The sequence below is a fragment of the Microbacterium sp. NPDC087591 genome (assembly GCF_044743625.1).
Classification (GTDB): domain Bacteria; phylum Actinomycetota; class Actinomycetes; order Actinomycetales; family Microbacteriaceae; genus Microbacterium.
Genome location: NZ_JBIUWU010000002.1, coordinates 495,386 through 517,549, shown reverse-complemented (window position 1 = coordinate 517,549; position 22,164 = coordinate 495,386). Strand labels below are relative to the sequence as shown.

The following is a 22,164-nucleotide window of genomic DNA, read 5'->3' as shown; positions in this document are numbered from 1 at the left end:
AAGGGTTGTCATGACGCGTGTGGAGGAGGCGATCGAGATCTCGACGATGTCTGATCAGACCGTGGGGACGCCGTCCCTCGGTCGTACGGTGAAGGCCTACGTCGCCCTCACGAAGCCCCGCGTCCTGGAACTCCTGCTGGTCTCGACCGTGCCGGTGATGTTCCTCGCGCAGGGTGGTCTGCCCGACATGTGGCTGGTCCTGGCGACCGTGATCGGTGGATCGTTGAGCGCGGGATCCGCTGCCGCGTTCAACATGTATCTCGACCGCGACATCGATGCGCACATGCACCGCACCGAGAACCGTCCGCTCGTGACGGGTGAGATCACTCCGCGCGGAGCGCTGATCTTCTCGTGGACGCTCGCCGTCGTCTCGACGGTGTGGCTGTGGTTCACGACCAACTGGCTGGCAGCGACTCTCTCCGCCGGCGCCATCTTCTTCTACGTCGTCATCTACACGATGATCCTCAAGCGCCGCACCGAGCAGAACATCGTGTGGGGCGGGATCGCCGGGTGCTTCCCGGTGCTCATCGGATGGGCCGCGGTCACCGAGTCTCTCGACTGGCCGGCGTTCGTCCTGTTCCTGCTGATCTTCCTGTGGACGCCGCCGCACTACTGGCCCCTGTCGATGAAGTACCGCGACGACTACGAGGATGTCGACGTGCCGATGCTCGGCGTCACCCGCAACGCCTCTCAGGTCGGGCTGCAGGTCATCCTGTACGCGTGGGCGACGGTGGCCTGCTCTCTCCTGCTGGTGCCGATCGCGAGCATGGGACTGGTCTACACGGTCTCGGCCCTGGTCTTCGGCGGCTGGTTCATCTACGAGTCCCACCGCCTCTACAACCGCGCGGTCCGGGGCACCGAGCCGCGTCCGATGCGTGTCTTCCACGCATCGATCACCTACCTCACTCTGATTTTTGTGGCGGTCGCGGTCGATCCTCTGCTGCCGTTCTAGCAACGAGCCTGGAGAACGAAGAAGGAGGGGCGCCGTCGCACGGCGCCCCTCCTTCTTCGTTCTGCGTGTCAGCGCGTCGTCGCGGTCTCCGCCTCGGCGGCGGGCGTCGGCTCGACGTCCGCGTCGGCGACCGGCTCCGCGGTCGGTGCGTCGGTCGTGGCCGGGGTCTCGTCGATCGAGGTGTCGTTCTCGGCGGTCCAGTCGATGGGTTCGACGACGACCGGAGCTGCGGTGGGGATGAGGGCGCGGACAGCCGTGAGAGCCACGGCGAGCAGGATGCCCAGCACGCCGGCGCCGAGCAGTGCGGCACCCACGACAACCAGGGACTGGCCGACGTAGACCTCGACGCCGGTCGCGGTGCCGTCGGTCAACGTGCTCGTCATCGTGCCGATCTGGCCGGAGATGATCCACCCGCCCACTGCCGCGGATGCCACGGAGAGGACGAGGAGGAGCCAGAAGCCGATGCTGCGTGTGAGTGACTTGTTCATGTCGACCACCATCGCCGATGCGCTGATGAGTCCGCGATGCGTCACCTATGGATCGACTGTGCGCCCGCAGAGAGCGCGTCCGGTCATTCCTTCGCGGGGAGCGGACGCTTCAGGTGCAGCACGACGACCGTGTACGTCGCCGCCGAGAGCGAGGCGAGCACCATGTGGATGCCCACCAGGAGCGGCGGCAGTCCCTCGCGTGCCTGCCAGATGCCCACTCCGACCTGCACCAGGATCGCGAGCACGAGGACCAGGAGCCACCGGCGCGGAGGCAGCCGCAGCGCCCAGGCCGAGATCGTGAGCGTGACGACGAGCGCTGCCAGGATGTAGCCGGGCCAGGAGTGCACGTGCGCGAGGACCGTGGCGTCGAAACCATGACGCAGCACGTCCGCGTCGCCCGAGTGCGGGCCGGAGCCGGTGGTGAGGACTCCGAAGATGATGGTGACGGCGAGGGCGAGACCCGTGACGTGGGTGAGGATCGCGAACCAGGTGGGCACGGCCCGCTCGCGCGGCCCCGGGGCCTCGTACAGGCGCACGAGGAACGCGGCGGTGACGCAGACCAGGAGCAGCGAGGACGTGTAGTGGAAGCCGACGATCAGCGGGTTCAGCCCGGTCAGCACCGTGATGCCGCCGACGAGGGCCTGCGCCACCACGCCGATCAGGGTGATCCAGGCGAGCAGGACGAGGTCGCGTCGAGCCGGGGTGGTGCGCACCGAGTACACCGCGGCCGCGATGACCGCGAGCAGGAGGACCCCCAGCGCGATCGGCGAGGCCGGGATGCGCAGCGGTGCGGCGATCGCGAACGCCACCGCCGCGGCGACGATCCCGCCGAGGGCGAACCACAGCGCGCGGATGAGCGAACGGCGACCGCTGATCGTGTGCAGCACCAGCAGCACGACGGCGAGGGCGATGATGCCGACCACCCCGGTCATCAGGCGGTTCCCGAACTCGATGAGTCCGTGGATGCCCTGGACCTCGAGGATCGGCACGAGCGACTCCGGCGTGCACAGCGGCCAATCCGAGCATCCGAGGCCCGAACCCGTGAGGCGCACGGCTCCGCCGGTTCCGATGATGATCGTCTCGCTGAGGAAGGACAGCCAGGCGAGAACTCGGAGCGCACGTCCCCACAGCGCGGGCTGGCGTGCTGCGGTGTTCCGCCCCTCGGTGCGTGTGGCGGAGGGGGTGTTCGTCTCGGGCATTAGTCCTCCGGACCGCGGGTGGCATCGCGAGCACGGCCCGGCCACCAGGCGGAACCTGTAGAATCGAATTGTTGTGATGAGCGCTTACCGCGCCGAAGCATCGTCAACAGTTTAGGCGCGATGTCTGCGCCGGTGATGAGGGCCCACCAGCGGCACCCGCTCCCCGCCGATTCGACGGGGATCCGGTGTGTCGGGGCGGATGACACCGTTGAGGCCCAATAAGGAGAGTGTGATGTCGGATGTGCTGATCGACCGCCCAGAGCTGGAAAGCCTGGGGGTGTACGAATTCGGATGGCACGACGCCGATGCGGCCGGTGCCATCGCGAAGCGAGGGATCTCCGAAGAGGTGGTCCGCGGCATCTCTGCCCTCAAGAACGAACCCGAGTGGATGCTGAAGACGCGCCTGAAGGGCTACCAGCTCTTCGGCCGCAAGCCGATGCCCACGTGGGGAGCCGATCTCAGCGAGATCGACTTCGACAACATCAAGTACTTCGTGCGCTCGACCGAGAAGCAGGCGCAGTCGTGGGAAGACCTTCCTGCGGAGATCCGCGAGACCTACGAGCGCCTCGGCATCCCCGAGGCCGAGCGTCAGCGCCTCGTGGCCGGTGTGGCCGCTCAGTACGAGTCCGAGGTCGTCTACCACCAGATCCGCGAGGACCTGGAGGAGCAGGGTGTCATCTTCATGGACACCGACACCGCTCTGCGTGAGCACCCCGAGATCTTCGAGGAGTACTTCGGGACCGTGATCCCGGCCGGCGACAACAAGTTCGCCGCGCTGAACACGGCGGTCTGGTCGGGCGGATCGTTCGTCTACGTCCCCAAGGGCGTGCACGTCGAGATCCCGCTGCAGGCGTACTTCCGCATCAACACCGAGAACATGGGCCAGTTCGAGCGGACCCTGATCATCGCCGACGAGGACAGCTACGTCCACTACATCGAGGGCTGCACCGCTCCGATCTACAAGTCGGACTCGCTGCACTCGGCCGTGGTCGAGATCATCGTGAAGAAGAACGCCCGCGTGCGCTACACGACGATCCAGAACTGGTCGAACAACGTCTACAACCTCGTCACCAAGCGCGCGGTCGCCCACGAGGGCGCCACCATGGAATGGGTCGACGGCAACATCGGCTCCAAGGTGACGATGAAGTACCCGTCGATCTATCTGATGGGGGAGCACGCCAAGGGCGAGACCCTCTCCGTCGCCTTCGCCGGCCCCGGACAGCACCAGGACGCCGGCGCGAAGATGATCCACATGGCGCCGTACACCCAGTCGTCGATCATCTCGAAGTCGATCGCCCGCGGCGGCGGACGTGCGGGGTACCGCGGTGAGGTGCGCGTCGACGCGGCGGCACATCACTCGGCGAACACCGTGCGCTGCGACGCGCTGCTGGTCGACACCAAGTCGCGCTCCGACACCTACCCGGCGATCGACATCCGTGTCGACGACGTGCAGCTCGGCCACGAGGCCACGGTCTCGAAGGTCAGCGAGGAGCAGCTGTTCTACCTGCAGTCCCGTGGCATGCCCGAGGACGAGGCGATGGCGATGATCGTGCGCGGCTTCATCGAGCCGATCGCGCGCGAGCTGCCGATGGAGTATGCGATGGAGCTCAACAAGCTCATCGAAATGGGTATGGAAGGCAGTGTGGGATGACCGTCCCTCTGACGATGAATGGAAGTGTCGGCTAGATGACGGCCCAGACGACGACGCCGACGGCGTCGCACTACACGAGCGCCCACGTCGACCCGGCGGCCCAGGTGGCAGAAGCCGGTTTCGTACCGGTCCAGACCCGTTCGGAGCGACCGCACTCCTTCGAGCCTGCGGACTTCGGAGCGCCCACGGGGCGTGAGGTCAACTGGAAGCACACCCCGGTCGCTCAGTTGACCTCGTTGTTCGAGGTCGCCGCGACGAACGACGGCGTGCGCTACGACATCCGCTCGGGCGAGCAGTACTTCGCCGCTCCGCTCACCGCAGGCACCGCTCCGCGCGGTGAGGTCTTCCTCGCCGAGGACATCACGGCCGCCGTGGCCTGGCAGGGGGCGAAGGAAGCGCTGCACATCCGCATTCCGCGCGAGGAAGAGGTCGCCGAGCCCGTGTTCCTCGCGATCGAGGGACTCGGTGCCGATCGCCGCGCCGACGCGCACATCGTGATCGAGGCGCTCGAGCACAGCGTCGCGACCGTGGTGCTGCAGCACACCGGAAGTGCCCAGTACACGCAGAACCTCGAGATCATCGCGCGTCCGGGTTCGAAGCTCACCGTGATCAGCCTCCAGCAGTGGCAGGATGACGCGGTGCACACGGCTGCCCATCAGGCCAGGGTCGACGCCGATGCGACGCTCAAGCACTTCGTGGTCAGCTTCGGCGGCGGCATCGTGCGGGTGAACCCCAACGTCGAGCTCGCCGGCGCTGGTTCCGAGGGCTACCTCTACGGCCTCTCCTACGCGGATGCCGGGCAGCACCTCGAGAGCCAGGTCTACCTCCACCACAAGGGTCCGCGCACCAAGGGCGACGTTCTCTACAAGGGTGCGCTGCAGGGCCAGGGCGCGCACAGCGTCTGGATCGGCGATGTGCTCATCGGGCAGAACGCGACCGGCACCGACTCGTACGAGGCGAACCGCAACCTGGTGCTGACCGAGGGTGCGCGCGCCGACTCGATCCCGAACCTCGAGATCGAGACCGGTGACATCCTGGGTGCCGGACACGCGAGCGCGACCGGTCGTTTCGACGACGAGCAGCTGTTCTACCTGCAGGCCAGGGGCATCAGCGAAGAGGAGGCACGTCGCCTCGTCGTGCTCGGATTCCTCACCGACATCGTGCAGCGACTCGGCATCCCGGCTCTGGAGACGGAGCTGCTCGACGCGATCGAGACCGAACTCGCGGCGGTGGAGGCATGACCGCCGAGCGCGTCTGCGGTCTCTCCGACCTCGAGCAGGACACGCCCCTGCGTGTCGAGCCGGGCGGAGTGGCGATCACCGTCATCAAGGACGGCGACGGCGTCGTGCACGCCATCGGCGACACCTGCACCCACGGAGAGATCTCCCTCTCCGAGGGGTTCGTCGAGGGTGACACGGTCGAGTGCTGGGCCCATGGCTCCGCCTTCTCGCTGCTCACCGGCGTTCCCCAGAACCTCCCCGCTTATGAGCCCGTCCCGGTCTACGTCGTCGTGATCGACGGCGACGACGTGCTCATCGACCCGACCGTGATTAAGGAAGTCTGAATGTCTGTTCTCGAGATCCGCGACCTGTACGTGACGGTCGAGACCGAGTCGGGGACCACCCCGATCCTCAACGGAATCACCCTCACCATGAACACCGGTGAGACGCACGCCATCATGGGTCCCAACGGCTCCGGCAAGTCGACGCTGGCGTACACGATCGCCGGTCACCCCAAGTACACCGTCACGAGCGGTTCGATCACCTTCGACGGCGCTGACGTGCTCGAGATGACGGTCGACGAGCGTGCGCGCGCAGGCCTGTTCCTCGCGATGCAGTACCCGGTCGAGATCCCCGGCGTCACCGTGACGAACTTCCTCCGCACGGCGAAGACCGCGCTCGACGGCGAGGCTCCGGCCATCCGCGGCTGGACCAAGGACGTCAAGTCGGCCATGGCGAACCTGCGTATGGACCCGAAGTTCGCGCAGCGCAACGTCAACGAGGGCTTCTCCGGTGGCGAGAAGAAGCGTCACGAGATCCTGCAGCTCGAGGTGCTGAAGCCGAAGTTCGCGATCCTCGACGAGACCGACTCCGGTCTCGACGTCGACGCGCTCAAGATCGTCTCCGAGGGTGTCAACCGCGCGAAGGAGTCCACCGGGCTCGGCGTGCTGCTGATCACCCACTACACGCGCATCCTCCGCTACATCCGTCCCGACTTCGTGCACGTGGTCGTCGCCGGCAAGATCGTGGAAGAGGGCGGCCCGGAGCTCGCCGACCGGCTCGAGGACGAAGGATACGACCGTTTCCTCGACCCCGCAGCCCCGCTCGAGGCGTAGGCTGACTGCATGACCGCGACGCTCACGGACCAGAAGTACGACGAGGTCACCGAGGCTCTGAAAGACGTCATGGACCCCGAACTGGGGATCAACGTCGTCGACCTCGGCCTCATCTACGATCTCGCCTGGGATGACGAGAACGATGCTCTCGTCATCCACATGACGCTCACCAGTGCGGGCTGCCCTCTCACGGACGTGCTCGAGGACCAGACCGCGCAGGCGCTGGACAGCGTCGTCGACCGGTTCCGGATCAACTGGGTCTGGATGCCGCCGTGGGGTCCTGAGCGCATCACCGATGACGGACGCGACATGATGCGCGCGCTCGGCTTCGCCATCTGAGGATGCTGCGCGTCACGGCCCTGCCGCTCGACGAGCTTCGCGATCGCACCAGCGAGAAGTGGCGGGAGTACCCCGCCGACGTGCTTCCGCTGTTCGTGGCGGAGACCGACTTCCCGTTGGCTCCCGCGATCAGTGCGGCCCTTCGTCGTGCCGTCGAGACCGGCGACACGGGCTATGTGGCTTCTCGCACTCCGCTCGCCGACGCGTACGCGGCGTTCGCCCGGCGTCGTTTCGGATGGCACGTCGATCCGGCACGCGTCCGCAGCACGGCCGATGTCAGCATGGGGATCGTCGAGATCCTGCGCCGAGTGACGCGACCGGGGGAGCGGGTCGTGGTGACCCCGCCCGTGTATCCGCCGTTCTTCGACCTCGTCGAGGAGGCGGGTGCCGAGATCGAGCGGGTACCCCTGCGAGACAACGGGGCGGGCTGGGAGCTCGACCTCGACGGCATCCGCACGGCCTTCGCTGCCGGCGCGACAGCGATCCTGCTCTGCAATCCGCACAACCCGACCGGGACCGTTCATGACCGGTCGGCCCTCGCGGCTCTTGCCGAGCTCGCCGACGAGTTCGGCGCGAGCGTGGTGTCGGACGAGATCCATGCTCCGCTCGCTCAGCCGGGAACGGGCTTCACCCCGTTCCTCTCGGTGAACGACGCGGCACAACGCGTCGGCTACGCCGTGGTCAGCGCCAGCAAGGCGTTCAACCTGGCTGGTCTCAAGTGCGCTCTGATGGTGACGGCGGACGACGCGACCACCGCGGTGGTGCGTGCGCTTCCCGTCGAGGTGGAGTGGCGTACCGGGCAGTTCGGGCTGTTGGCTGCGGTGGCGGCGTTCTCGGAGGAGAGCGACGCCTGGCTCGACGGGCTGCTGCACACGCTCGATGAGAACCGCGTGCTCCTCGCGCGGCTTCTGGCGCAGCATCTTCCCGGAGCCCGCTACCGCCTCCCGGATGCCGGCTACCTCGCATGGATCGACCTGACCGACCTCGGTTGGGGAGACAACCCCGCACGGCGCATCCTGCGCGAGGCCAAGGTCGCCCTGCACTACGGGCCGGCGTTCGGCGACGAGGGCAAGGGGCACGTGCGCCTGAACTTCGGCACCAGCCCCGAGATCATGACCGAGGCCATCGAGCGCATCGCTGCTCTCGTGGCGCGATGACAGAGGTACGGGCCGAAGCGTCGATCTGGGATCGTCAGCGTCGTTGGGTGACCCTCGGCGCGGTGGCTCTGATCTTCCTCGCCGCCATCGAGTCGCTGGCGGTGACGACCGTGATGCCGATCGTCAGCGAGGCGCTGGACGGGCAGGCGCTGTATGCCGTCGCGTTCGCGGGGACGCTCGCCACCAGCGTCATCGGCATGGTCGCCGCCGGAGCCTGGTCGGATGGCCGGGGACCGCGCGGAGCCCTCTACGTCGCGGTCTCCCTGTTCCTGATCGGTCTGGTCATCTCCGGGGTCGCCGTCACGATGCATCAGTTCCTCGCCGGCCGGCTCGTACAGGGCCTCGGCGCGGGAGGGCAGACCGTCGCGCTCTATGTCGTGGTCGCCCGTCTGTACCCTCCGCATCTGCACGGTCGCGTGTTCGCGGCGTTCGCCGCCGCGTGGGTGGTCCCGTCGATGATCGGCCCCTTCCTCGCGGGGGCAGTCGCCGAGTTCCTCGATTGGCGCTGGGCCTTCCTCGGCGTCGCGGTGCTGACCGCGGCGGCATTCCTCACGATCGCGGCACGCCTGCGCGGGGTCGATCTCGGGCACGGTGTGCCGCAGGATCGGCGCGCGGTGGTGACGCGTCTACTGCTGGCCGTCGTGGTGGCCGTGTTCGCGGTGCTGATCGGCTTCTCCGCGGAGATGGTGCCGCCCGTCGGCTGGCCGGTGGCGATCGGTGCGGTGGTGGTGATCGGCGTCGCACTGCTCCCGCTCGTGCCGAAGGGCATGCTGCGTGCCGGGCACGGACTCCCCAGCGTCGTGCTGATGCGCGGCCTGGTGGCGGGGGCGTTCTTCGCCGCCGAAGCGTACATCCCGTATCTGCTGATGAAGCGGTTCGACTTCACCGCGACATGGGCGGGGATCGCCCTGATGCTCGCGGCGTTCGCCTGGGCGGGTGCCTCCGCGCTGCAGGGGCGCTACGGCGAGAGGCTCGGCAACCGTCGCATCACGGTGATCAGCCTGAGCCTGCTGCTGGGGGCGATCGCGAGCGTGCTGCTCACCTCGCTGTGGGGGATCTCACCGCTGCTCGTGATTCTCGGATGGGCGCTCGGTGGTGGAGGCATGGGGCTGCTCTACCCGCGTCTGACCGTGCTGACCCTGGCCTACTCGGGGCCGGACGATCAGGGCTTCAACTCTTCGGCGCTGTCGATCTCGGACGCCACGGGGTCGGCGGTCGCGATCGCCATCGCGGGTCTCGGCGTCGCCACGCTCGGCGGCGGCGTGAGCGCGTTCAGCGCGGTCTTCGCCTTCTGCGTCGTGCTGGTGTTCCTGGCGTCGGTCCCTGGCCTCAGGCTCGGTCATGCCGCGGAGCAGTCGCACCGCTGACCACACCGGTCAGCGCCGTCACCCCGAGGTCGAAGACACGATCGAGGCCGGCGGTGACGTCGTGCTCCGCCCCGACCTCGTCGTCGGCCATCACGGCGCCATAGCTGTCGGCGTGCATGCGCTGCTGCACGAGCGTCGCGTGGCCGAGAACGAAGTGCATGATCGCGGCAGCCCGTTCGTGAGGGGAATCGGCGCCGTCGGCGACCAGCGCATCGTGCACCGCGGTCTGCGCGGAGGAGGAGCCGAGGCGGAGCGCGTAGGTGCTCAGCACGAGTTCGGCACCGTCGCGATAGGCGAACAGCGCATCACGGATGCCGCGGGCCGTGTCGAGCACCGACGCATCGCCGCGCGGAATGCCGGCGGTGATCCGGTCGGCTAGTTCGGCCAGCAGCGCCTGCTTGCTGGCGAAATGCCAGTAGAGCGCGCTGGGCTGCACGTCGAGGCGTGCCGCGATGCGGCGCATCGAGAGATCGGCGAGCCCGACCTCGTCGAGCAGCGCCAGTGCGGCGCGGGCGACGCCGTCGCGGTCATGCCGCGTCGAGTTGTGTGCAGGGGTCATGATCTCACTATACTGAACGCCGTTCACGTGAACACCGTTCAAGAAGATATCGGGAGGACCACCATGACAGAGACCCGCACCGACATCGGTCGCGATCTGGGACGCATCGCCATCTTCGCGGCGCTCATCGTCGTGTTCGGGATGGTGACCGTCCCGCTCCCCGGCGGCGTGCCGATCACGGCGCAGACGCTCGGCGTGATGCTCGCCGGAGCCGTGCTGGGACCGAAGCGGGGCCCGCTGGCCGTGCTGGTCGTGCTCGCGCTGGCGGCTGTCGGACTGCCGGTGCTGGCGGGCGGGCGCGGCGGGCTGGGGGTGTTCGTCGGGCCGACGGCCGGCTACCTGGTCGGCTGGGTAGCCGGAGCGCTCGTGATCGGGCTGATCGTGCACGCCGGACGCATCACCTGGTGGCGCACGGCGCTGGGCGCGGTGGTCGGCGGCATCCTCGTGGTCTATCTCTTCGGCATCCCCGTGCAGGCGCTCGTGCTCGGCGTGGATCTCGGTCCGACCGCACTGTCCAGCCTGGCTTTCCTCCCGGGTGATCTGCTCAAGGCTGCCGCCGCCACCGCACTCACCCTCGCCCTGCGTCGCGCCTACCCGCCGGCATTCGGTGTGCGATCGGTCGCGGCGCAGCCCTCGGTCCGTGTCGGCTGACATCGAACGGCAGAGGTCGGTCTCGGTCGAGCGGGTGGGTGTGGAGATCGACGGCCGGACGATCCTGACCGACGTCTCCGTCGAGCTCACCGCAGCGCGCACGGCCGTGATCGGGGCCAACGGCTCGGGGAAGTCGACGTTCGCACGGCTGCTGAACGGCCTCACTGCGCCGACCGCAGGACGGGTGCGGGTGCACGGGCTCGACAGTGTGCGCGACCGCTCCGAGGTGCGACGGCGTGTGGGGTTCGTCTTCACTAATCCCGATGCGCAGATCCTGATGCCCACGCCCGCGGAGGACCTCGCGCTCTCGTTGCGGGGGCGTCCGAAGGCGGAGGCAGCCGCGAAGGTCGTGGAGACCCTGGCGGAGCACGGCCTGAGTGCGCATGCGGACGTGCCGGCGTCGACTCTCTCCGGCGGTCAGAAGCAGATGCTCGCACTGGCATCCGTGCTGATCACCGAACCGGACCTGGTGGTCGCCGATGAGCCCACGACGCTGCTCGACCTCGCGCACACGCGCAGAGTGGGGGAGCTGCTCCTGTCTCAGCCCGCGCAGGTCGTGCTGGTCACGCACGACCTCGAGCTCGCCGCCCGGTGCGATGTCGCGCTGCTGTTCGAGGCCGGGCGGCTGGTGCGGCAGGGCGAGCCTGCCGAGGTGATCGACGGCTATCGCCGCGGGTGTGCATGATCCAGCTCTATCGCCCAGGGGTGAGCGTCATGCACCGCATGCCCGCCGGGTTCAAGCTCGTGGCGCTGGCGATCTCGGCGTTGCTGCTCTCGCTCGTGCCGCAGACCGCGGCGACGATCGGCGTCGTGCTGATCGCTGTCGGCGTTCTCTACCTGACCGCGGGCTTCGGCGTGCGAGTGATCGCGACCGAACTGTGGCGTCTCCGCTGGCTCGCGCTGGTGCTCGGGGTGGCGCTGGCGGTGTTCATCTCGCCGCTGACGGCGTGGATCAGCACGGGTCGGGTAATGGCTCTGCTGCTGCTGGCGAGTCTGCTCACGTTCACCACACGTATGGCGGACCTGCTGGACGTCCTGCACCGGGTGCTGCGTCCCGCGCGCCGGCTCGGAGTCGACACCGATGCCGTGGCCATGACACTGTCGCTCACGATCACGATGATCCCCATCATCGCGGGGTTCGCCGGTCAGATCCGTGACGCACAGCGTGCCCGCGGCGTGCGCCTGGGGGTGCGGGCGGCCGTTCCGCTCCTGGTCCGTGCACTCCGTCACGCCGACGACGTGAGTGACGCGCTGCTCGCCCGCGGCCTCGGCTGACCGCAGGGCGGTCAGCCGACGGCGGAGCGCGCCGCCGAGGAGCGCGTCTGCGCGAGCCGAAGAGCCGGCAGCACCAGCGCGAGGGCGATCGCCGCGGTTGCGACTGACGTGCCGAGCACGAGCAGGAGGAGGACTCCGAGCAGACCCAGGAGCACCGCGGTCCCGACGCGGGCGGACGAGGTCGAGCAGTCGGGCGCGGGCAGCCTCTCGAAGCGCGCGGTGGACACGGCGACCAGCGCGGTCAGGCCCAGCGCGAGGGCCAGCCAGAGCGGGCGCGCGGCCCACCAGTCCAGGGTGCCGAGCGCCGGCAGGCCGTGGCCGCCGATCAACGCGGACATGGCGGTGATGCCCGCCATCACCAGCAGCACGGGCATGTGCCACAGATAGATGCTCATCGTGCGCGGCGTCACGAACGCGGTGAGTGCGGACGGCACCGGACGTCGGCTGATCCTCTCCAACCGGTCGCGCAGCAGGGACAGGGCACTCGTGTGCACGACACCGACCAGCAGCAGCGCGGCGGTCGGCGGGTTGATGTTCGCGATCAGGTCGGGGGAGTAGATGCCCGTGACGAACGTGAGGATGAGCACTCCGAGCGCGATGAGTCCTGCTACGGCGCGCGTGCGGCGTGACAGGGCATCGATCCGGCCGTCGGCGAGGAAGAAGCCGAGCTGCTGGAGCGCCATCCAGACGAAGGCGAGGTTCAGGAAGCCCACCGCATCGATGCCGATGGTCGCGCGGAGTCCGTCGACGGTGATCGCGGCGAAGGCGAGCAGCCCGATCGTGCGCAGCGGAGCGCGATCGTGCGCGGAGGCGAGGGCGGGGAGCAGCGCCTGGCACATCAGGAAGACAGCGAGGAACCAGAGCGGCTGCCCGTAGCGGAAGCCGGCGATGGCGAGCAGGTCGGCAGGAACGCCGAGCACGGTGAGCACCGCGAGCGCGAGGGCCACGACCCCGATCGTGACGGCGGCGGGGCGCAGCAGTCGATGCAGGCGGGCGGCGACGAACGATCGGGCGCTCCCGCCCCGCTCGCGCGCGCGGCGGTAGGCGATGAGCCCGGAGAAGCCGCCGATCACGAAGAACAACGGCATGACCTGCAGCGCCCAGCTGAGGGGCGTGATCCACGCGGAGCCTTCGCTGGCGTTCGCGAAGACCGGGCCTCCGTCGGTCACGGTGACCCCGACCATGATCGCGTGGAGGAGCACGACTCCGATCACGCAGAGCGCGCGGACGAAATCGATGCCGGTGTCGCGGATACCTCGCGACGGCGGTGACGGAGCGGCGGTGAACGGCGCCGGGGCGATGGTCATGAGTCCTCCTGGGGAACGGTGTCCCCGGAGACTATGGAGCCGGTGATGGTCGGGACATCACCCTCGGGTGCTGTCCCGACCCCCTACCGTGGAGGGAGTCAGGATGAGGGTTCGACCAGTCCGGTGTCGTAGGCCAAGATGACCGCGTGCACGCGATCGCGCAGCTGCAGCTTCGCGAGCACCTTGCCGACGTGCGTCTTCACGGTCTGCTCCGCGATGAACAGGTCGGCGGCGATCTCGGTGTTGGATCTGCCGCGTCCGATCAGCACCAGCACCTCGCGTTCGCGATCGGTCAGCTCGGCCAGGGCCGTGGTCGATCGGTTCCCCTGCGGGCGGCGTCCCGCGAACTGCTCGATCATCCGCCGGGTGACGCTCGGGGCAAGGAGCGCGTCACCTGCAGCGACGACACGCACCGCATGGACGAGCTCCTCCGGGAGTGCGTCCTTCAGCAGGAACCCGCTCGCGCCGGCCGCGAGGGCGTCGTACACGTAGTCGTCGATGTCGAAGGTCGTGAGCATCAGGATCCGGGGCACGTGGGCGGCCGGATACGACGGGCCGAGGATGCGGCGCGTCGCCTCGATGCCGTCCAGCTCCGGCATCCGCACATCCATCAGGATGACGTCGGGGTCGACGCGCGCTGAGAGCGTGACGGCCTCAGCGCCTGTCGCCGCCTGGCCGACGACGTGGATGCCCTCGTGGGCGTCGAGGAGTGCGGCGAAGCCTGCGCGCACCATGGCCTGGTCGTCGGCGATGAGGACGCTGATCGTCACGTGTTCTCCTTGTCGGTGGCGCGCAGGTCCGCCCCGGGGTCGTCTGGGAGGGGAGTCGAGGGAGCGGATGTCAGCGGGAGCACGGCATCGACGGTCCAGGCGCCATCGTGGTCGGGTCCCGCGCGGAGGCTGCCGCCGAGGAGCTCGGCTCGCTCCCGCATCCCGCGCAGGCCGTAACCGCCGCTCTGGTCGCTCGGAGTCTCCGGCGAGGCCTCGTTGTGCACACGGATGCGGATCGCGGCCGGATCGGCGTGCACCCGTACGGTGACGCGCGCACCCGGGGAATGCCTGACCGCATTGCTCAGCGCCTCCTGCACGATCCGGTAGGCGGCGATCTGCACGGCCGCATCGGCTCCGGCGACGGCATGGCCGCCCTCGATGGCGAGCCCGACGTCCACGCCGGCGCGACGGATGCTGTCGACCAGGCGGGGGATGTCATCGACACCGTGCTGCGGGGCGAGCTCCGCCGTCTGGTCCTCCGTGCGCAGCACACCCAGCATCCGTCGCATCTCGGCGAGCGAGGTGCGCGCCGTGGCAGCGATGTCGTCGAACTCGGACGCGGCCACGTCGCCGATCTCGGGCAGCCGATAGCGCGCCGTCGACGCCTGAACCTGGATCACGGACATGCTGTGGGCGACCACGTCGTGCAACTCGCGGGCGATGCGGGTGCGTTCCTCGACGAGGGCGCGACGGGACTCCTCGAGGGCGCTGTGCTCGCGCTCACGCGTCAGCTCGGCACCGAGGCGGATGCGTCCGGCCGCCAGCGCGGCGATCAGATACATGGCGACCGAGACCGAGGAGGTCACGATCAGATCGGCGGTCGCGCTCCCGGACGAGCCGGCGCCGGCGACCATGTCTGGACGCAGCAACGGGGCGATGAGGGAGGCGATCACGCCGATGATCAGCGTGTAGGCGCCGAGCCGTGCGCCGTGGATGAAGGTGACGACGCCGACCAGCAGCACGAACGTCAGCAGAGCCGGCACCGACCACGGCCAGGGAGCCGAGATCGCGAGAGAGGCGTCGACGGTCAACGGGAGCAGGAATGCAGCGACGCCAAACATCGCGACCGCCGTCCGTGGCCGGGTGAGCGAGAGCAGGGGCGCGGCGCACACGGCTGCGCCGAGGATGAAGGATAGCGGGAGCGGTGTGCCAGACAGCGTGGTCTGCAGCGGGACGAGCGTCGCGAACAGCGCGATCGTCACTGCGCACAGCGCGCCGAGTGCCGCGGTGCGTCGTGTGATCCACGGGGTGCGCGGTGCGCGCGGTCGGCGACGGGCCATGTCTGTCATCCTGCCAGTTGGAGGGCGGCGACGCGGCGGCGCCGAGCGGCGGCGACCCGGTCGATCACGAGACCGACGAGCAGCGCGATCGCGATGCCCAGTCCTGCGCTCAGCAGCGGCTGCCCCGTGGCCCAGGAGCCGGCGAGCAGCCCGATCGCCAGACTGAACGCGCTCCAGCTGAGGCCGCCGATGAGACTGAGCGGCACGAAGCGGCGCCACGCGAACCCGAGGGCGCCCGCCGACATGTTCACGGCCACGCGGCCGACCGGAATGTATCGGGCGCCCAGGATCAGCACGGCGCTGCGGTGCTGGAGCGCGCGCTGCGCCGAGTCGAACACCGTGACGACGCGCGGCCTACGCATCCAGGCGAAACGTGTCGTGCCCACGCTGCGGCCGATCAGGAACGCGATGTTGTCTCCGATCGCGGCGCCGAGAGCGGCGACGGCACCGAGCAGGAGGAGATCTGCGCCCCCGGTCGACGCCGCGACGGCGGCGGCCGCGACCAGGACGGTCTCACTCGGGACAGGAGGGAAGAAGCCGTCGAGGATCGTCACCCCGAACAGGACCAGGTACAGCCAGGGGGAGGCGACGGCCTGCATGATGAGCTCATTGATGACATCCACCCCTGAACGCTACGGAGAGGGCGCCGGACGGAGCATCCCTCTCGGGTATCGGCGTCCTCACTCTGCGGGTTGATCTTGCTGAGTGCACGGTCGGTCCGCGCCCAGCCCGACCCGCTTATACTGGGAGGCTGGCCCCTCGGCCGACTTCCACCCGAAAGAACGGACATCCGCTGTGCTCGCCGTGCACGACCTCGAGATCCGCGTGGGCGCACGCCTGCTCATGGAGAACGTCTCGTTCCGCGTCGCCGATGGCGACAAGATCGGGCTCGTCGGTCGCAACGGCGCCGGGAAGACGACTCTGACCAAGGTGCTCGCGGGAGACCTGCTCCCCGCAGACGGAACCGTCACGCGTTCGGGTGAGCTGGGGTACCTGCCGCAGGACCCGCGCTCCGGAAACCCGGAAGATCTCGCACGCACGCGCATCCTGGACGCCCGCGGCCTGGGCCAGCTGAACCTCGGCATGACCGAAGCCTCGCTCGACATGGGATCGGATGATCCCGCCGTCGCCGCGAAGGCGATGAAGCGTTACGCACAGCTGACCGAGCAGTTCGAGGCGCAGGGCGGATACGCCGCGGAGGCGCAGGCGGCCTCGATCGCGCACAACCTCTCGCTGCCCGACCGCATCCTCGATCAGCCGCTCTCCACTCTCTCGGGCGGGCAGCGTCGCCGAATCGAACTCGCGCGCATCCTGTTCTCGGACGCGCAGACGATGATCCTCGATGAGCCGACCAACCACCTCGACGCAGACAGCGTCGTGTGGCTGCGCGAGTTCCTGAAGGGCTACAAGGGTGGGCTGATCGTGATCAGCCACGATGTGGAGCTCGTCGGCGAGACCGTGAACCGTGTGTTCTACCTCGACGCCAACCGCCAGGTGATCGACACGTACAACATGAACTGGAAGAACTACCTGCGCCAGCGGGTGGCCGACGAAGAGCGGCGCAAGAAGGAGCGCGCCAACGTCGAGAAGAAGGCGACGACGCTGCAGCTGCAGGCCGCCCGCTTCGGCGCGAAGGCCTCGAAGGCGGCCGCCGCCCATCAGATGGTCGCCCGTGCCGAGAAGATGCTGGCCGGTCTCGATGACGTGCGTCAGGAGGATCGCGTCGCGAAGCTGCGGTTCCCGAAGCCCGCTCCCTGCGGCAAGACGCCGATGATGGCATCCGGTCTGTCGAAGTCCTACGGTTCGCTGGAGATCTTCACCGACGTCGACCTCGCGATCGACCGCGGATCCAAGGTCGTCGTGCTCGGACTCAACGGTGCCGGCAAGACCACGTTGCTGCGGATGCTCGCCGGCGTCGATCAGCCCGACACGGGGCAGCTCGAGCCGGGGCACGGCCTCAAGGTCGGCTACTACGCCCAGGAGCACGAGAACCTCGATGTGAACCGTTCGGTGCTGGAGAACATGGTCTCCGCCGCCCCGCACATCACCGAGACCGAGGCGCGCAAGGTGCTGGGGTCGTTCCTGTTCACCGGCGACGACGTGCTCAAGCCCGCCGGGGTGCTCTCCGGTGGGGAGAAGACGCGTCTGTCGCTCGCGACGCTGGTCGTCTCGTCCGCGAACCTGCTGCTCCTCGACGAGCCCACGAACAACCTCGACCCCGCGTCCCGCGAGGAGATCCTGGGCGCGCTGGCGCACTACGAGGGGGCCGTCGTCCTGGTCTCGCACGACCCGGGTGCCGTGCAGTCGCTCAACCCCGAGCGCGTGCTGATCCTGCCCGACGGTGTCGAGGACATCTGGAGCCAGGAGTACCAGGATCTGATCGAGCTCGCCTGACCCCTCATCCTCTCGTGGCATAGTCGAGAGGGTGACGCCTGACGAACCGAATCCCGCCGCTGTTCCGATCAACGACTGGTTGCGGGGGAGGCATGCCCTCACGGGCGTCGCCCCCGAGTGGGATCTCGACGCGCTGCCCGACGATCCCCGCGCATTGTTCGCGACGTGGGTGCAGGGCGCGGCGGACGCGGGCGTCGCGGAGCCGCATACCGTCACTCTGGCGACCGTGGATGCCGATGGCGTCCCCGATGCGCGCACGCTGATCCTGAAACGGGTCGACGACCAGGGGTGGGCGTTCGCGAGCACGAGGTCCTCCCGCAAGGGGCGGCAGCTGGCGGACGCACCGGCCGCAGCCCTGAACTTCTGGTGGCAGCCGCAGGTGCGTGCCGTGCGCGTGCGGGGGCGCGTAAGGGAAGCGCCGGCAGCGGAGAGCGCCGCTGACCTCGCCGCCCGCTCGGCTGCGGCGCGCGCGGACGTGGCCGACGGCGACTGGGTGCTGTGGCGTGTCGTCCCGAGCCGCATCGAGTTCTGGCAGGGGTCGCGGGATCGCCGCCACACGCGTGTGGTCTATGTGCCGCACGAGGACGGGTGGACGCCCACGATCAATCGCGACTGATCACCACGGCTGCTGCGGGGCGGATCAGACGTTCGCGTCGAGGAGTTCGTCCTCGACGTCGGCGTCCTTGTCGCGGCGACGCGACTTCTTCACCGGTGCCGGCACGCCCTCGACCTCTTCGCGATGCTTCACGATCTCGGTGCGGATGATGTACCCGATGAAGACGAAGCCCATGATGGCGAACAGGATCCACTGGATCGCGTACGACAGGTGAGGCCCCGGGTCGTCGGTGGGGGACGAGAAACCGCCCAGAGCGTTCGCCGCTGCGGGATCCTCACTGATCAGCTGTCCGTAGGCGCCGGTGATCACGTCGCCGTCGACGAGCTTCGCGACCGTCGGGAGGTTGATCGTGGGTACCTGGCCCTCAGGGGCACCCCGACCCGAAGCGGGGAGCTGCTCGCTCGGACGCAGCCGGACGATGACCTCCGCCTCGCCGGACGGGGGGCTCGCCACCGAGTCGGGGGAGTCGCCGTCGCCGGGTGGGACCCAGCCGCGGTCGACGATGAACACACGGCCGTCGGCGTCTCGGAAGGGAACCAGCACCTCGAAGGCGCTCGTTCCGCCGTGCGGCCGGTTGCGCACCAGGAGTTGCTGATCCGTCAGGTACTCGCCGCGAAGGATCACCGGGTGCCACTCGTCGCCGGGGGACAGCTCCCCGTCGGCCCCGATGAGATCGGCGAGGGGCACGGGATCGGCGTCGTAGTTCTGCTCCACGAGCGCGATCTGCTCGGAGCGCGTCTCGTTGCGGTCGAACTGCCAGTTCGACAGGAACACACACGCGATGGCGAAACCGATCGCGATGAGCACGTACACGCACCACCGCATCATCCGTCGACTCATGCAGGAACGCCTTCTCGTACGGCGACGGGGAAGTCTCGTGCGGCGAGGTAGTCATGCAGGAATGCGACATGCTCATCGCACGCGAGCCAGATCTTCTCGCGGTCGACAGGGTGGATGCGGGGGTTGCGCCACACGACATGGTGCGTCGCCGCGTTCCGGCAACCGGCACGCGAGCATTCGATCTCGGTCACGACTCGTCCCGCCGGCTCTCGTCGATGCGGAACACCGCGGGGCCCGCCTCATCGAGCGGCGCGACGACGGGGCGCGGCGCCTCGACCTCCCGCATGGGGGACTCCGCCGTCGTCTCGGTGCTGTCGCTGCCGGCATTCGCGAACACCACTGCGATGTAGGGGAGCACGGCCGCGGCGATCGCGAAGATCCAGGTATACCAGCCGTACGGCTGGACGAACACCATCAGTCCGAAGCAGATGATGCGGATCGTCATGGTGAGGGCGTAGCGGCGCACTCGATGGTCGCCCTCGGCCTGCGGCGACTGCGGCAGGGAGGTGACAGCGGGAACGGCGCGCTTGCTCTTCACGATGCCTCCAGCCTACGCCGGTGCCGGCCTCGCGGCGTGCCGATGAGGATGTTCAGGAGTTGTAGAGGAAGGGCAGTGTGAAAGCCCCGAAGGCCACGAAGCCGATGATCGTCATGACGACTCCCAGCGCGAGGAAGCCCAGCATGATGTAGCCGATGATGAGGCCGGCGAATGCCACGCCCCGGCCCCCGATCGCGGGGTTGTTCCTGGTCTGCTTCAGAGCCATGTGCCCGGTGATCACGGCGGCGATCGCGGCGAGCATCGGAAACGCGAGCCAGCTGAAGACGACGCTCACGATCGCGCAGATGAGCGAGGAGATTGCGAGTCCGCTCGTCGGGCGGGCAGGGGCGACCGGATATGCCGGTGACCCGTACGCCGGGTACGGGCCGGGCTGCGCGCCGGGTGCACTGTAGCCGGGCTGCGCGCCGGGTGCACTGTAGCCGGGCTGCTGCGGTGCGCTCGGGTACCCGGGAGCGGTCGGATAGGCGGCCGCGCCGTATGTCGGTGCGGCTGGGGCCTGTCCGTACGTGGGTGCGGCGCCGGGGTAGGCCTGGATGGGCGCGGGAGCGGCGGGCGGTGCTGTCGTCGGGTACACCGGCGCCGCAGCGGGAGTGGCGGGTGCCGCGGGATACGCGGGCGGTGCTGCCGGGTAGGCGGCGGGAGGCGCGGGCGGAGCAGGGGGAGCCGGCGGAGCGAGCGGCTGCTCGCCTGCGGAGGAGGGAGTGCTGTCGTCGCTCATGGTGGTGCCCTTTCGTCCCGTTCAGCGTTTCAGCACGGCACGTATCTGTCAAACCTCTCGCAGGGCACTGAGCGGGGGACGGGTGGATAGGATCGTTGTCGGCTCTTCCGCCGCCCCTCAAGCCAGATCAGGAGTGTCCCCCATGAGTGCTCAGCGCGTCGTCCTCGTCACCGGAGGCAACCGCGGCATCGGCCGCGCGATCGCGGAGCGCTTCGTGCGTGACGGCTACCGTGTCGCCGTCACGGCGCGCAGCGGCGAAGGGCCGGAGGGGACGCTGACCGTGCGCGCTGATGTCACAGACGCCGCCGCGCTCGATGCGGCGTTCACCGAGGTGGAGCAGCAGCTCGGCCCGGTCGAGATCGTGGTCGCGAACGCGGGAATCACCAAGGACACGCTCCTGCTCCGGATGACCGAGGACGACTTCGACAGCGTGGTCGCGACGAACCTGGGCGGTACGTTCCGTGTGGTCAAGCGTGCGTCGAAGGGCATGCTGCGCGCCCGTTTCGGACGTGTCATCCTCATCTCCAGCGTCGTCGGCCTCTACGGCTCCGCCGGTCAGGTCAACTACTCGGCCTCCAAGAGCGCTCTCGTCGGTTTCGCCCGCTCGCTGACCCGTGAGCTCGGCGGACGAGGGATCACCGCGAATGTCGTGGCCCCCGGATTCATCGAGACCGACATGACGGCGGAGCTGCCGGAAGAGACCCAGAAGCAGTACAAGGCCAACATCCCGGCTGGGCGTTTCGCCACTCCGGACGAGGTCGCGGGTGTCGTGACCTGGCTCGCCGGTGACGATGCCGGTTACATCTCCGGCGCGGTCATCCCCGTCGACGGTGGTCTCGGCATGGGACACTGACCCCGCGCCAGCGCCGTATCACCGCAGCCGGACACCGGCGTCTCAGCGCCGGAGAGCGGTGCCTCAGCGTGCGACAGCGGCGTTGAGGAGCTCGGTCAGCCGCGAGGGCACGGAGAACTGCGGCCAGTGCGCTGACCCGATGCGGACGACCTCCGCGTCGGTGATGGCATGGAACTCAGCCGCGAACGGTTCCCACTGATCGATCTCGGCTGTGAACGCGTCCTGATCGAGCCCGCCCATGAGCAGTGTCACCGGCACGTCGTAGCGTGCGCGGTTCTCCAGTGCGATCGGATCCGTCGGCACACGTGCGGGCACGCTGGACGTCAACGGTGCCGTACGCTCGCGGGTCTTGCGGTCGAGGTCGTGCACGTCTTCGTCGGGGAAGTGGTCCCAGCCGGGGAACGGGACGACACCGTCGTGCACGGGGAACTCGCTGATGTCGAACCCGGGAGGCGGAGGCGCCGTGTCGACGAAGATCACGCGCGCGACACGGTCGGGGCGTGCATCGGCGACGCCCCACGCCACGTTACCGCCGCCGCTGTGTCCGACCACGACACAGGCATCGGGCAGGGAGTCGACGACCTGAACCGCAGCATCGACCCAGTCGGCGATGCCGATGTCGGCGGACTCGGAAGCCGGGGCTCCGACGCCCGGCATCGTCAGAGGGTGCACGCGATGCCCCGCGGCTTCGAGCCCGGGGATCACCTCGTCCCAACTGGATGCGTCGAGCCAGAGTCCGGGGATCAGGATGATGTCCATGAGTAGACGGTAGCCCGGCCCTCCGACATTCGCGAGGGCGCGTGACGAGGGTCTGCGGGCCGACCGTCGCACGACGGCCGGCCCGCAGGAAGGCA

General features: G+C 68.8%; 26 protein-coding genes. 14 read left to right on the top strand and 12 right to left on the bottom strand.

Features of this window, described 5'->3' with window-relative positions:
• Nucleotides 1-46 precede the first annotated feature (46 nt).
• Entirely contained in the window at nt 47-952 is a 906-nt protein-coding gene (locus ACIOVG_RS13100) for a heme o synthase (RefSeq protein ID WP_400874789.1), read from the top strand.
• 68 nt (nt 953-1,020) lie between these two features.
• On the opposite strand, the gene ACIOVG_RS13095 is transcribed toward ACIOVG_RS13100, so the two are convergent.
• Nucleotides 1,021-1,440, bottom strand: a complete 420-nt coding sequence (locus ACIOVG_RS13095) for a hypothetical protein (protein WP_400874036.1) — start codon at nt 1,438-1,440, stop codon at nt 1,021-1,023.
• A gap of 83 nt (nt 1,441-1,523) precedes the next feature.
• Nucleotides 1,524-2,639, bottom strand: coding sequence for a heme A synthase (locus ACIOVG_RS13090; RefSeq protein WP_400874034.1), 1,116 nt, complete (start codon nt 2,637-2,639; stop codon nt 1,524-1,526).
• A gap of 232 nt (nt 2,640-2,871) precedes the next feature.
• On the opposite strand from ACIOVG_RS13090, the gene sufB reads away from it, so the two are divergent.
• From sufB to ACIOVG_RS13055, 7 genes are read left to right on the top strand one after another with little or no spacing between them, the layout of a single operon-like run.
• Complete coding sequence (sufB, locus tag ACIOVG_RS13085) at nt 2,872-4,290, top strand: Fe-S cluster assembly protein SufB (RefSeq protein WP_363554009.1); 1,419 nt, start codon at nt 2,872-2,874, stop codon at nt 4,288-4,290.
• Between the two features lie 35 nt (nt 4,291-4,325).
• Nucleotides 4,326-5,531 (top strand): Fe-S cluster assembly protein SufD, encoded by a 1,206-nt coding sequence (gene sufD / locus ACIOVG_RS13080; RefSeq protein ID WP_400874031.1) that lies wholly within the window; start codon nt 4,326-4,328, stop codon nt 5,529-5,531.
• On the top strand, nt 5,528-5,854 hold the full coding sequence (locus ACIOVG_RS13075) for a Rieske 2Fe-2S domain-containing protein (protein ID WP_247630308.1): 327 nt from the start codon (nt 5,528-5,530) through the stop codon (nt 5,852-5,854). Before sufD ends, ACIOVG_RS13075 begins: the two co-directional genes overlap by 4 nt.
• Nucleotides 5,855-6,625, top strand: coding sequence for a Fe-S cluster assembly ATPase SufC (gene sufC, locus ACIOVG_RS13070; RefSeq protein ID WP_247630307.1), 771 nt, complete (start codon nt 5,855-5,857; stop codon nt 6,623-6,625).
• A 9-nt stretch (nt 6,626-6,634) separates the two neighbouring features.
• The gene (locus ACIOVG_RS13065; RefSeq protein WP_141871806.1) at nt 6,635-6,964 is read left to right on the top strand and encodes a metal-sulfur cluster assembly factor; all 330 of its coding nucleotides are present in this window, start codon (nt 6,635-6,637) and stop codon (nt 6,962-6,964) included.
• A gap of 2 nt (nt 6,965-6,966) precedes the next feature.
• Entirely contained in the window at nt 6,967-8,121 is a 1,155-nt protein-coding gene (locus ACIOVG_RS13060; RefSeq protein ID WP_400874025.1) for a MalY/PatB family protein, read from the top strand.
• Nucleotides 8,118-9,488: an MFS transporter gene (locus ACIOVG_RS13055; RefSeq protein ID WP_400874022.1), complete on the top strand. Its 1,371-nt coding sequence runs from the start codon at nt 8,118-8,120 to the stop codon at nt 9,486-9,488. Before ACIOVG_RS13060 ends, ACIOVG_RS13055 begins: the two co-directional genes overlap by 4 nt.
• On the opposite strand, the gene ACIOVG_RS13050 is transcribed toward ACIOVG_RS13055, so the two are convergent.
• A complete protein-coding gene (locus ACIOVG_RS13050) occupies nt 9,451-10,047 on the bottom strand; it encodes a TetR family transcriptional regulator (RefSeq protein ID WP_400874019.1) in 597 nt (198 codons plus the stop codon). The genes ACIOVG_RS13055 and ACIOVG_RS13050 overlap by 38 nt on opposite strands.
• A gap of 63 nt (nt 10,048-10,110) precedes the next feature.
• Here ACIOVG_RS13050 and ACIOVG_RS13045 point away from each other — a divergent pair, with 63 nt between their 5' ends.
• Genes ACIOVG_RS13045 through ACIOVG_RS13035 form a run of 3 tightly spaced genes read left to right on the top strand, consistent with a single transcriptional unit; the run spans nt 10,111 to nt 11,973 of the window.
• Nucleotides 10,111-10,698, top strand: a complete 588-nt coding sequence (locus ACIOVG_RS13045; RefSeq protein WP_400874016.1) for a biotin transporter BioY — start codon at nt 10,111-10,113, stop codon at nt 10,696-10,698.
• Nucleotides 10,688-11,383: an energy-coupling factor ABC transporter ATP-binding protein gene (locus ACIOVG_RS13040; protein WP_400874013.1), complete on the top strand. Its 696-nt coding sequence runs from the start codon at nt 10,688-10,690 to the stop codon at nt 11,381-11,383. The genes ACIOVG_RS13045 and ACIOVG_RS13040 overlap by 11 nt, the downstream gene beginning before the upstream one ends.
• 29 nt (nt 11,384-11,412) lie before the next feature.
• Nucleotides 11,413-11,973 (top strand): CbiQ family ECF transporter T component, encoded by a 561-nt coding sequence (locus ACIOVG_RS13035; RefSeq protein ID WP_400874010.1) that lies wholly within the window; start codon nt 11,413-11,415, stop codon nt 11,971-11,973.
• Between the two features lie 11 nt (nt 11,974-11,984).
• Here the strand turns inward: ACIOVG_RS13035 and ACIOVG_RS13030 are convergent, their stop codons facing one another.
• From ACIOVG_RS13030 to ACIOVG_RS13015, 4 genes are all read right to left on the bottom strand, one after another.
• Nucleotides 11,985-13,280: an acyltransferase gene (locus ACIOVG_RS13030; protein ID WP_400874007.1), complete on the bottom strand. Its 1,296-nt coding sequence runs from the start codon at nt 13,278-13,280 to the stop codon at nt 11,985-11,987.
• A gap of 98 nt (nt 13,281-13,378) precedes the next feature.
• The gene (locus ACIOVG_RS13025) at nt 13,379-14,050 is read right to left on the bottom strand and encodes a response regulator (RefSeq protein WP_400874005.1); all 672 of its coding nucleotides are present in this window, start codon (nt 14,048-14,050) and stop codon (nt 13,379-13,381) included.
• Nucleotides 14,047-15,330 carry a sensor histidine kinase gene (locus ACIOVG_RS13020; RefSeq protein WP_400874002.1) on the bottom strand — a complete coding sequence of 428 codons (1,284 nt, stop codon included), beginning with the start codon at nt 15,328-15,330 and terminating at the stop codon, nt 14,047-14,049. The genes ACIOVG_RS13025 and ACIOVG_RS13020 overlap by 4 nt, the downstream gene beginning before the upstream one ends.
• Before the next feature lie 5 nt (nt 15,331-15,335).
• Nucleotides 15,336-15,953: a DedA family protein gene (locus ACIOVG_RS13015; protein WP_400873999.1), complete on the bottom strand. Its 618-nt coding sequence runs from the start codon at nt 15,951-15,953 to the stop codon at nt 15,336-15,338.
• Nucleotides 15,954-16,125: 172 nt separating this feature from the next.
• Between ACIOVG_RS13015 and ACIOVG_RS13010 the strand changes: the two genes are divergently transcribed.
• Both ACIOVG_RS13010 and ACIOVG_RS13005 read left to right on the top strand, forming a co-directional pair.
• Nucleotides 16,126-17,724, top strand: coding sequence for an ABC-F family ATP-binding cassette domain-containing protein (locus ACIOVG_RS13010; RefSeq protein WP_247630296.1), 1,599 nt, complete (start codon nt 16,126-16,128; stop codon nt 17,722-17,724).
• Between the two features lie 31 nt (nt 17,725-17,755).
• Nucleotides 17,756-18,340 carry a pyridoxamine 5'-phosphate oxidase family protein gene (locus ACIOVG_RS13005; RefSeq protein ID WP_400873995.1) on the top strand — a complete coding sequence of 195 codons (585 nt, stop codon included), beginning with the start codon at nt 17,756-17,758 and terminating at the stop codon, nt 18,338-18,340.
• Between the two features lie 24 nt (nt 18,341-18,364).
• Here ACIOVG_RS13005 and ACIOVG_RS13000 read toward each other — a convergent pair whose 3' ends face one another.
• From ACIOVG_RS13000 to ACIOVG_RS12985, 4 genes are read right to left on the bottom strand one after another with little or no spacing between them, the layout of a single operon-like run.
• Nucleotides 18,365-19,180 (bottom strand): SURF1 family protein, encoded by an 816-nt coding sequence (locus ACIOVG_RS13000; protein ID WP_400873992.1) that lies wholly within the window; start codon nt 19,178-19,180, stop codon nt 18,365-18,367.
• Nucleotides 19,177-19,371, bottom strand: a complete 195-nt coding sequence (locus tag ACIOVG_RS12995) for a hypothetical protein (protein WP_247630294.1) — start codon at nt 19,369-19,371, stop codon at nt 19,177-19,179. The genes ACIOVG_RS13000 and ACIOVG_RS12995 overlap by 4 nt, the downstream gene beginning before the upstream one ends.
• Nucleotides 19,368-19,718 (bottom strand): DUF3099 domain-containing protein, encoded by a 351-nt coding sequence (locus ACIOVG_RS12990; RefSeq protein WP_400873988.1) that lies wholly within the window; start codon nt 19,716-19,718, stop codon nt 19,368-19,370. Before ACIOVG_RS12990 ends, ACIOVG_RS12995 begins: the two co-directional genes overlap by 4 nt.
• A gap of 52 nt (nt 19,719-19,770) precedes the next feature.
• Nucleotides 19,771-20,457 (bottom strand): DUF4190 domain-containing protein, encoded by a 687-nt coding sequence (locus ACIOVG_RS12985; RefSeq protein ID WP_400873985.1) that lies wholly within the window; start codon nt 20,455-20,457, stop codon nt 19,771-19,773.
• A gap of 142 nt (nt 20,458-20,599) precedes the next feature.
• On the opposite strand from ACIOVG_RS12985, the gene ACIOVG_RS12980 reads away from it, so the two are divergent.
• Nucleotides 20,600-21,310, top strand: coding sequence for a beta-ketoacyl-ACP reductase (locus tag ACIOVG_RS12980; RefSeq protein ID WP_400873982.1), 711 nt, complete (start codon nt 20,600-20,602; stop codon nt 21,308-21,310).
• Between the two features lie 63 nt (nt 21,311-21,373).
• Here ACIOVG_RS12980 and ACIOVG_RS12975 read toward each other — a convergent pair whose 3' ends face one another.
• The gene (locus ACIOVG_RS12975; protein WP_400873980.1) at nt 21,374-22,069 is read right to left on the bottom strand and encodes an alpha/beta fold hydrolase; all 696 of its coding nucleotides are present in this window, start codon (nt 22,067-22,069) and stop codon (nt 21,374-21,376) included.
• Between the last annotated feature and the right edge of the window lie 95 nt (nt 22,070-22,164).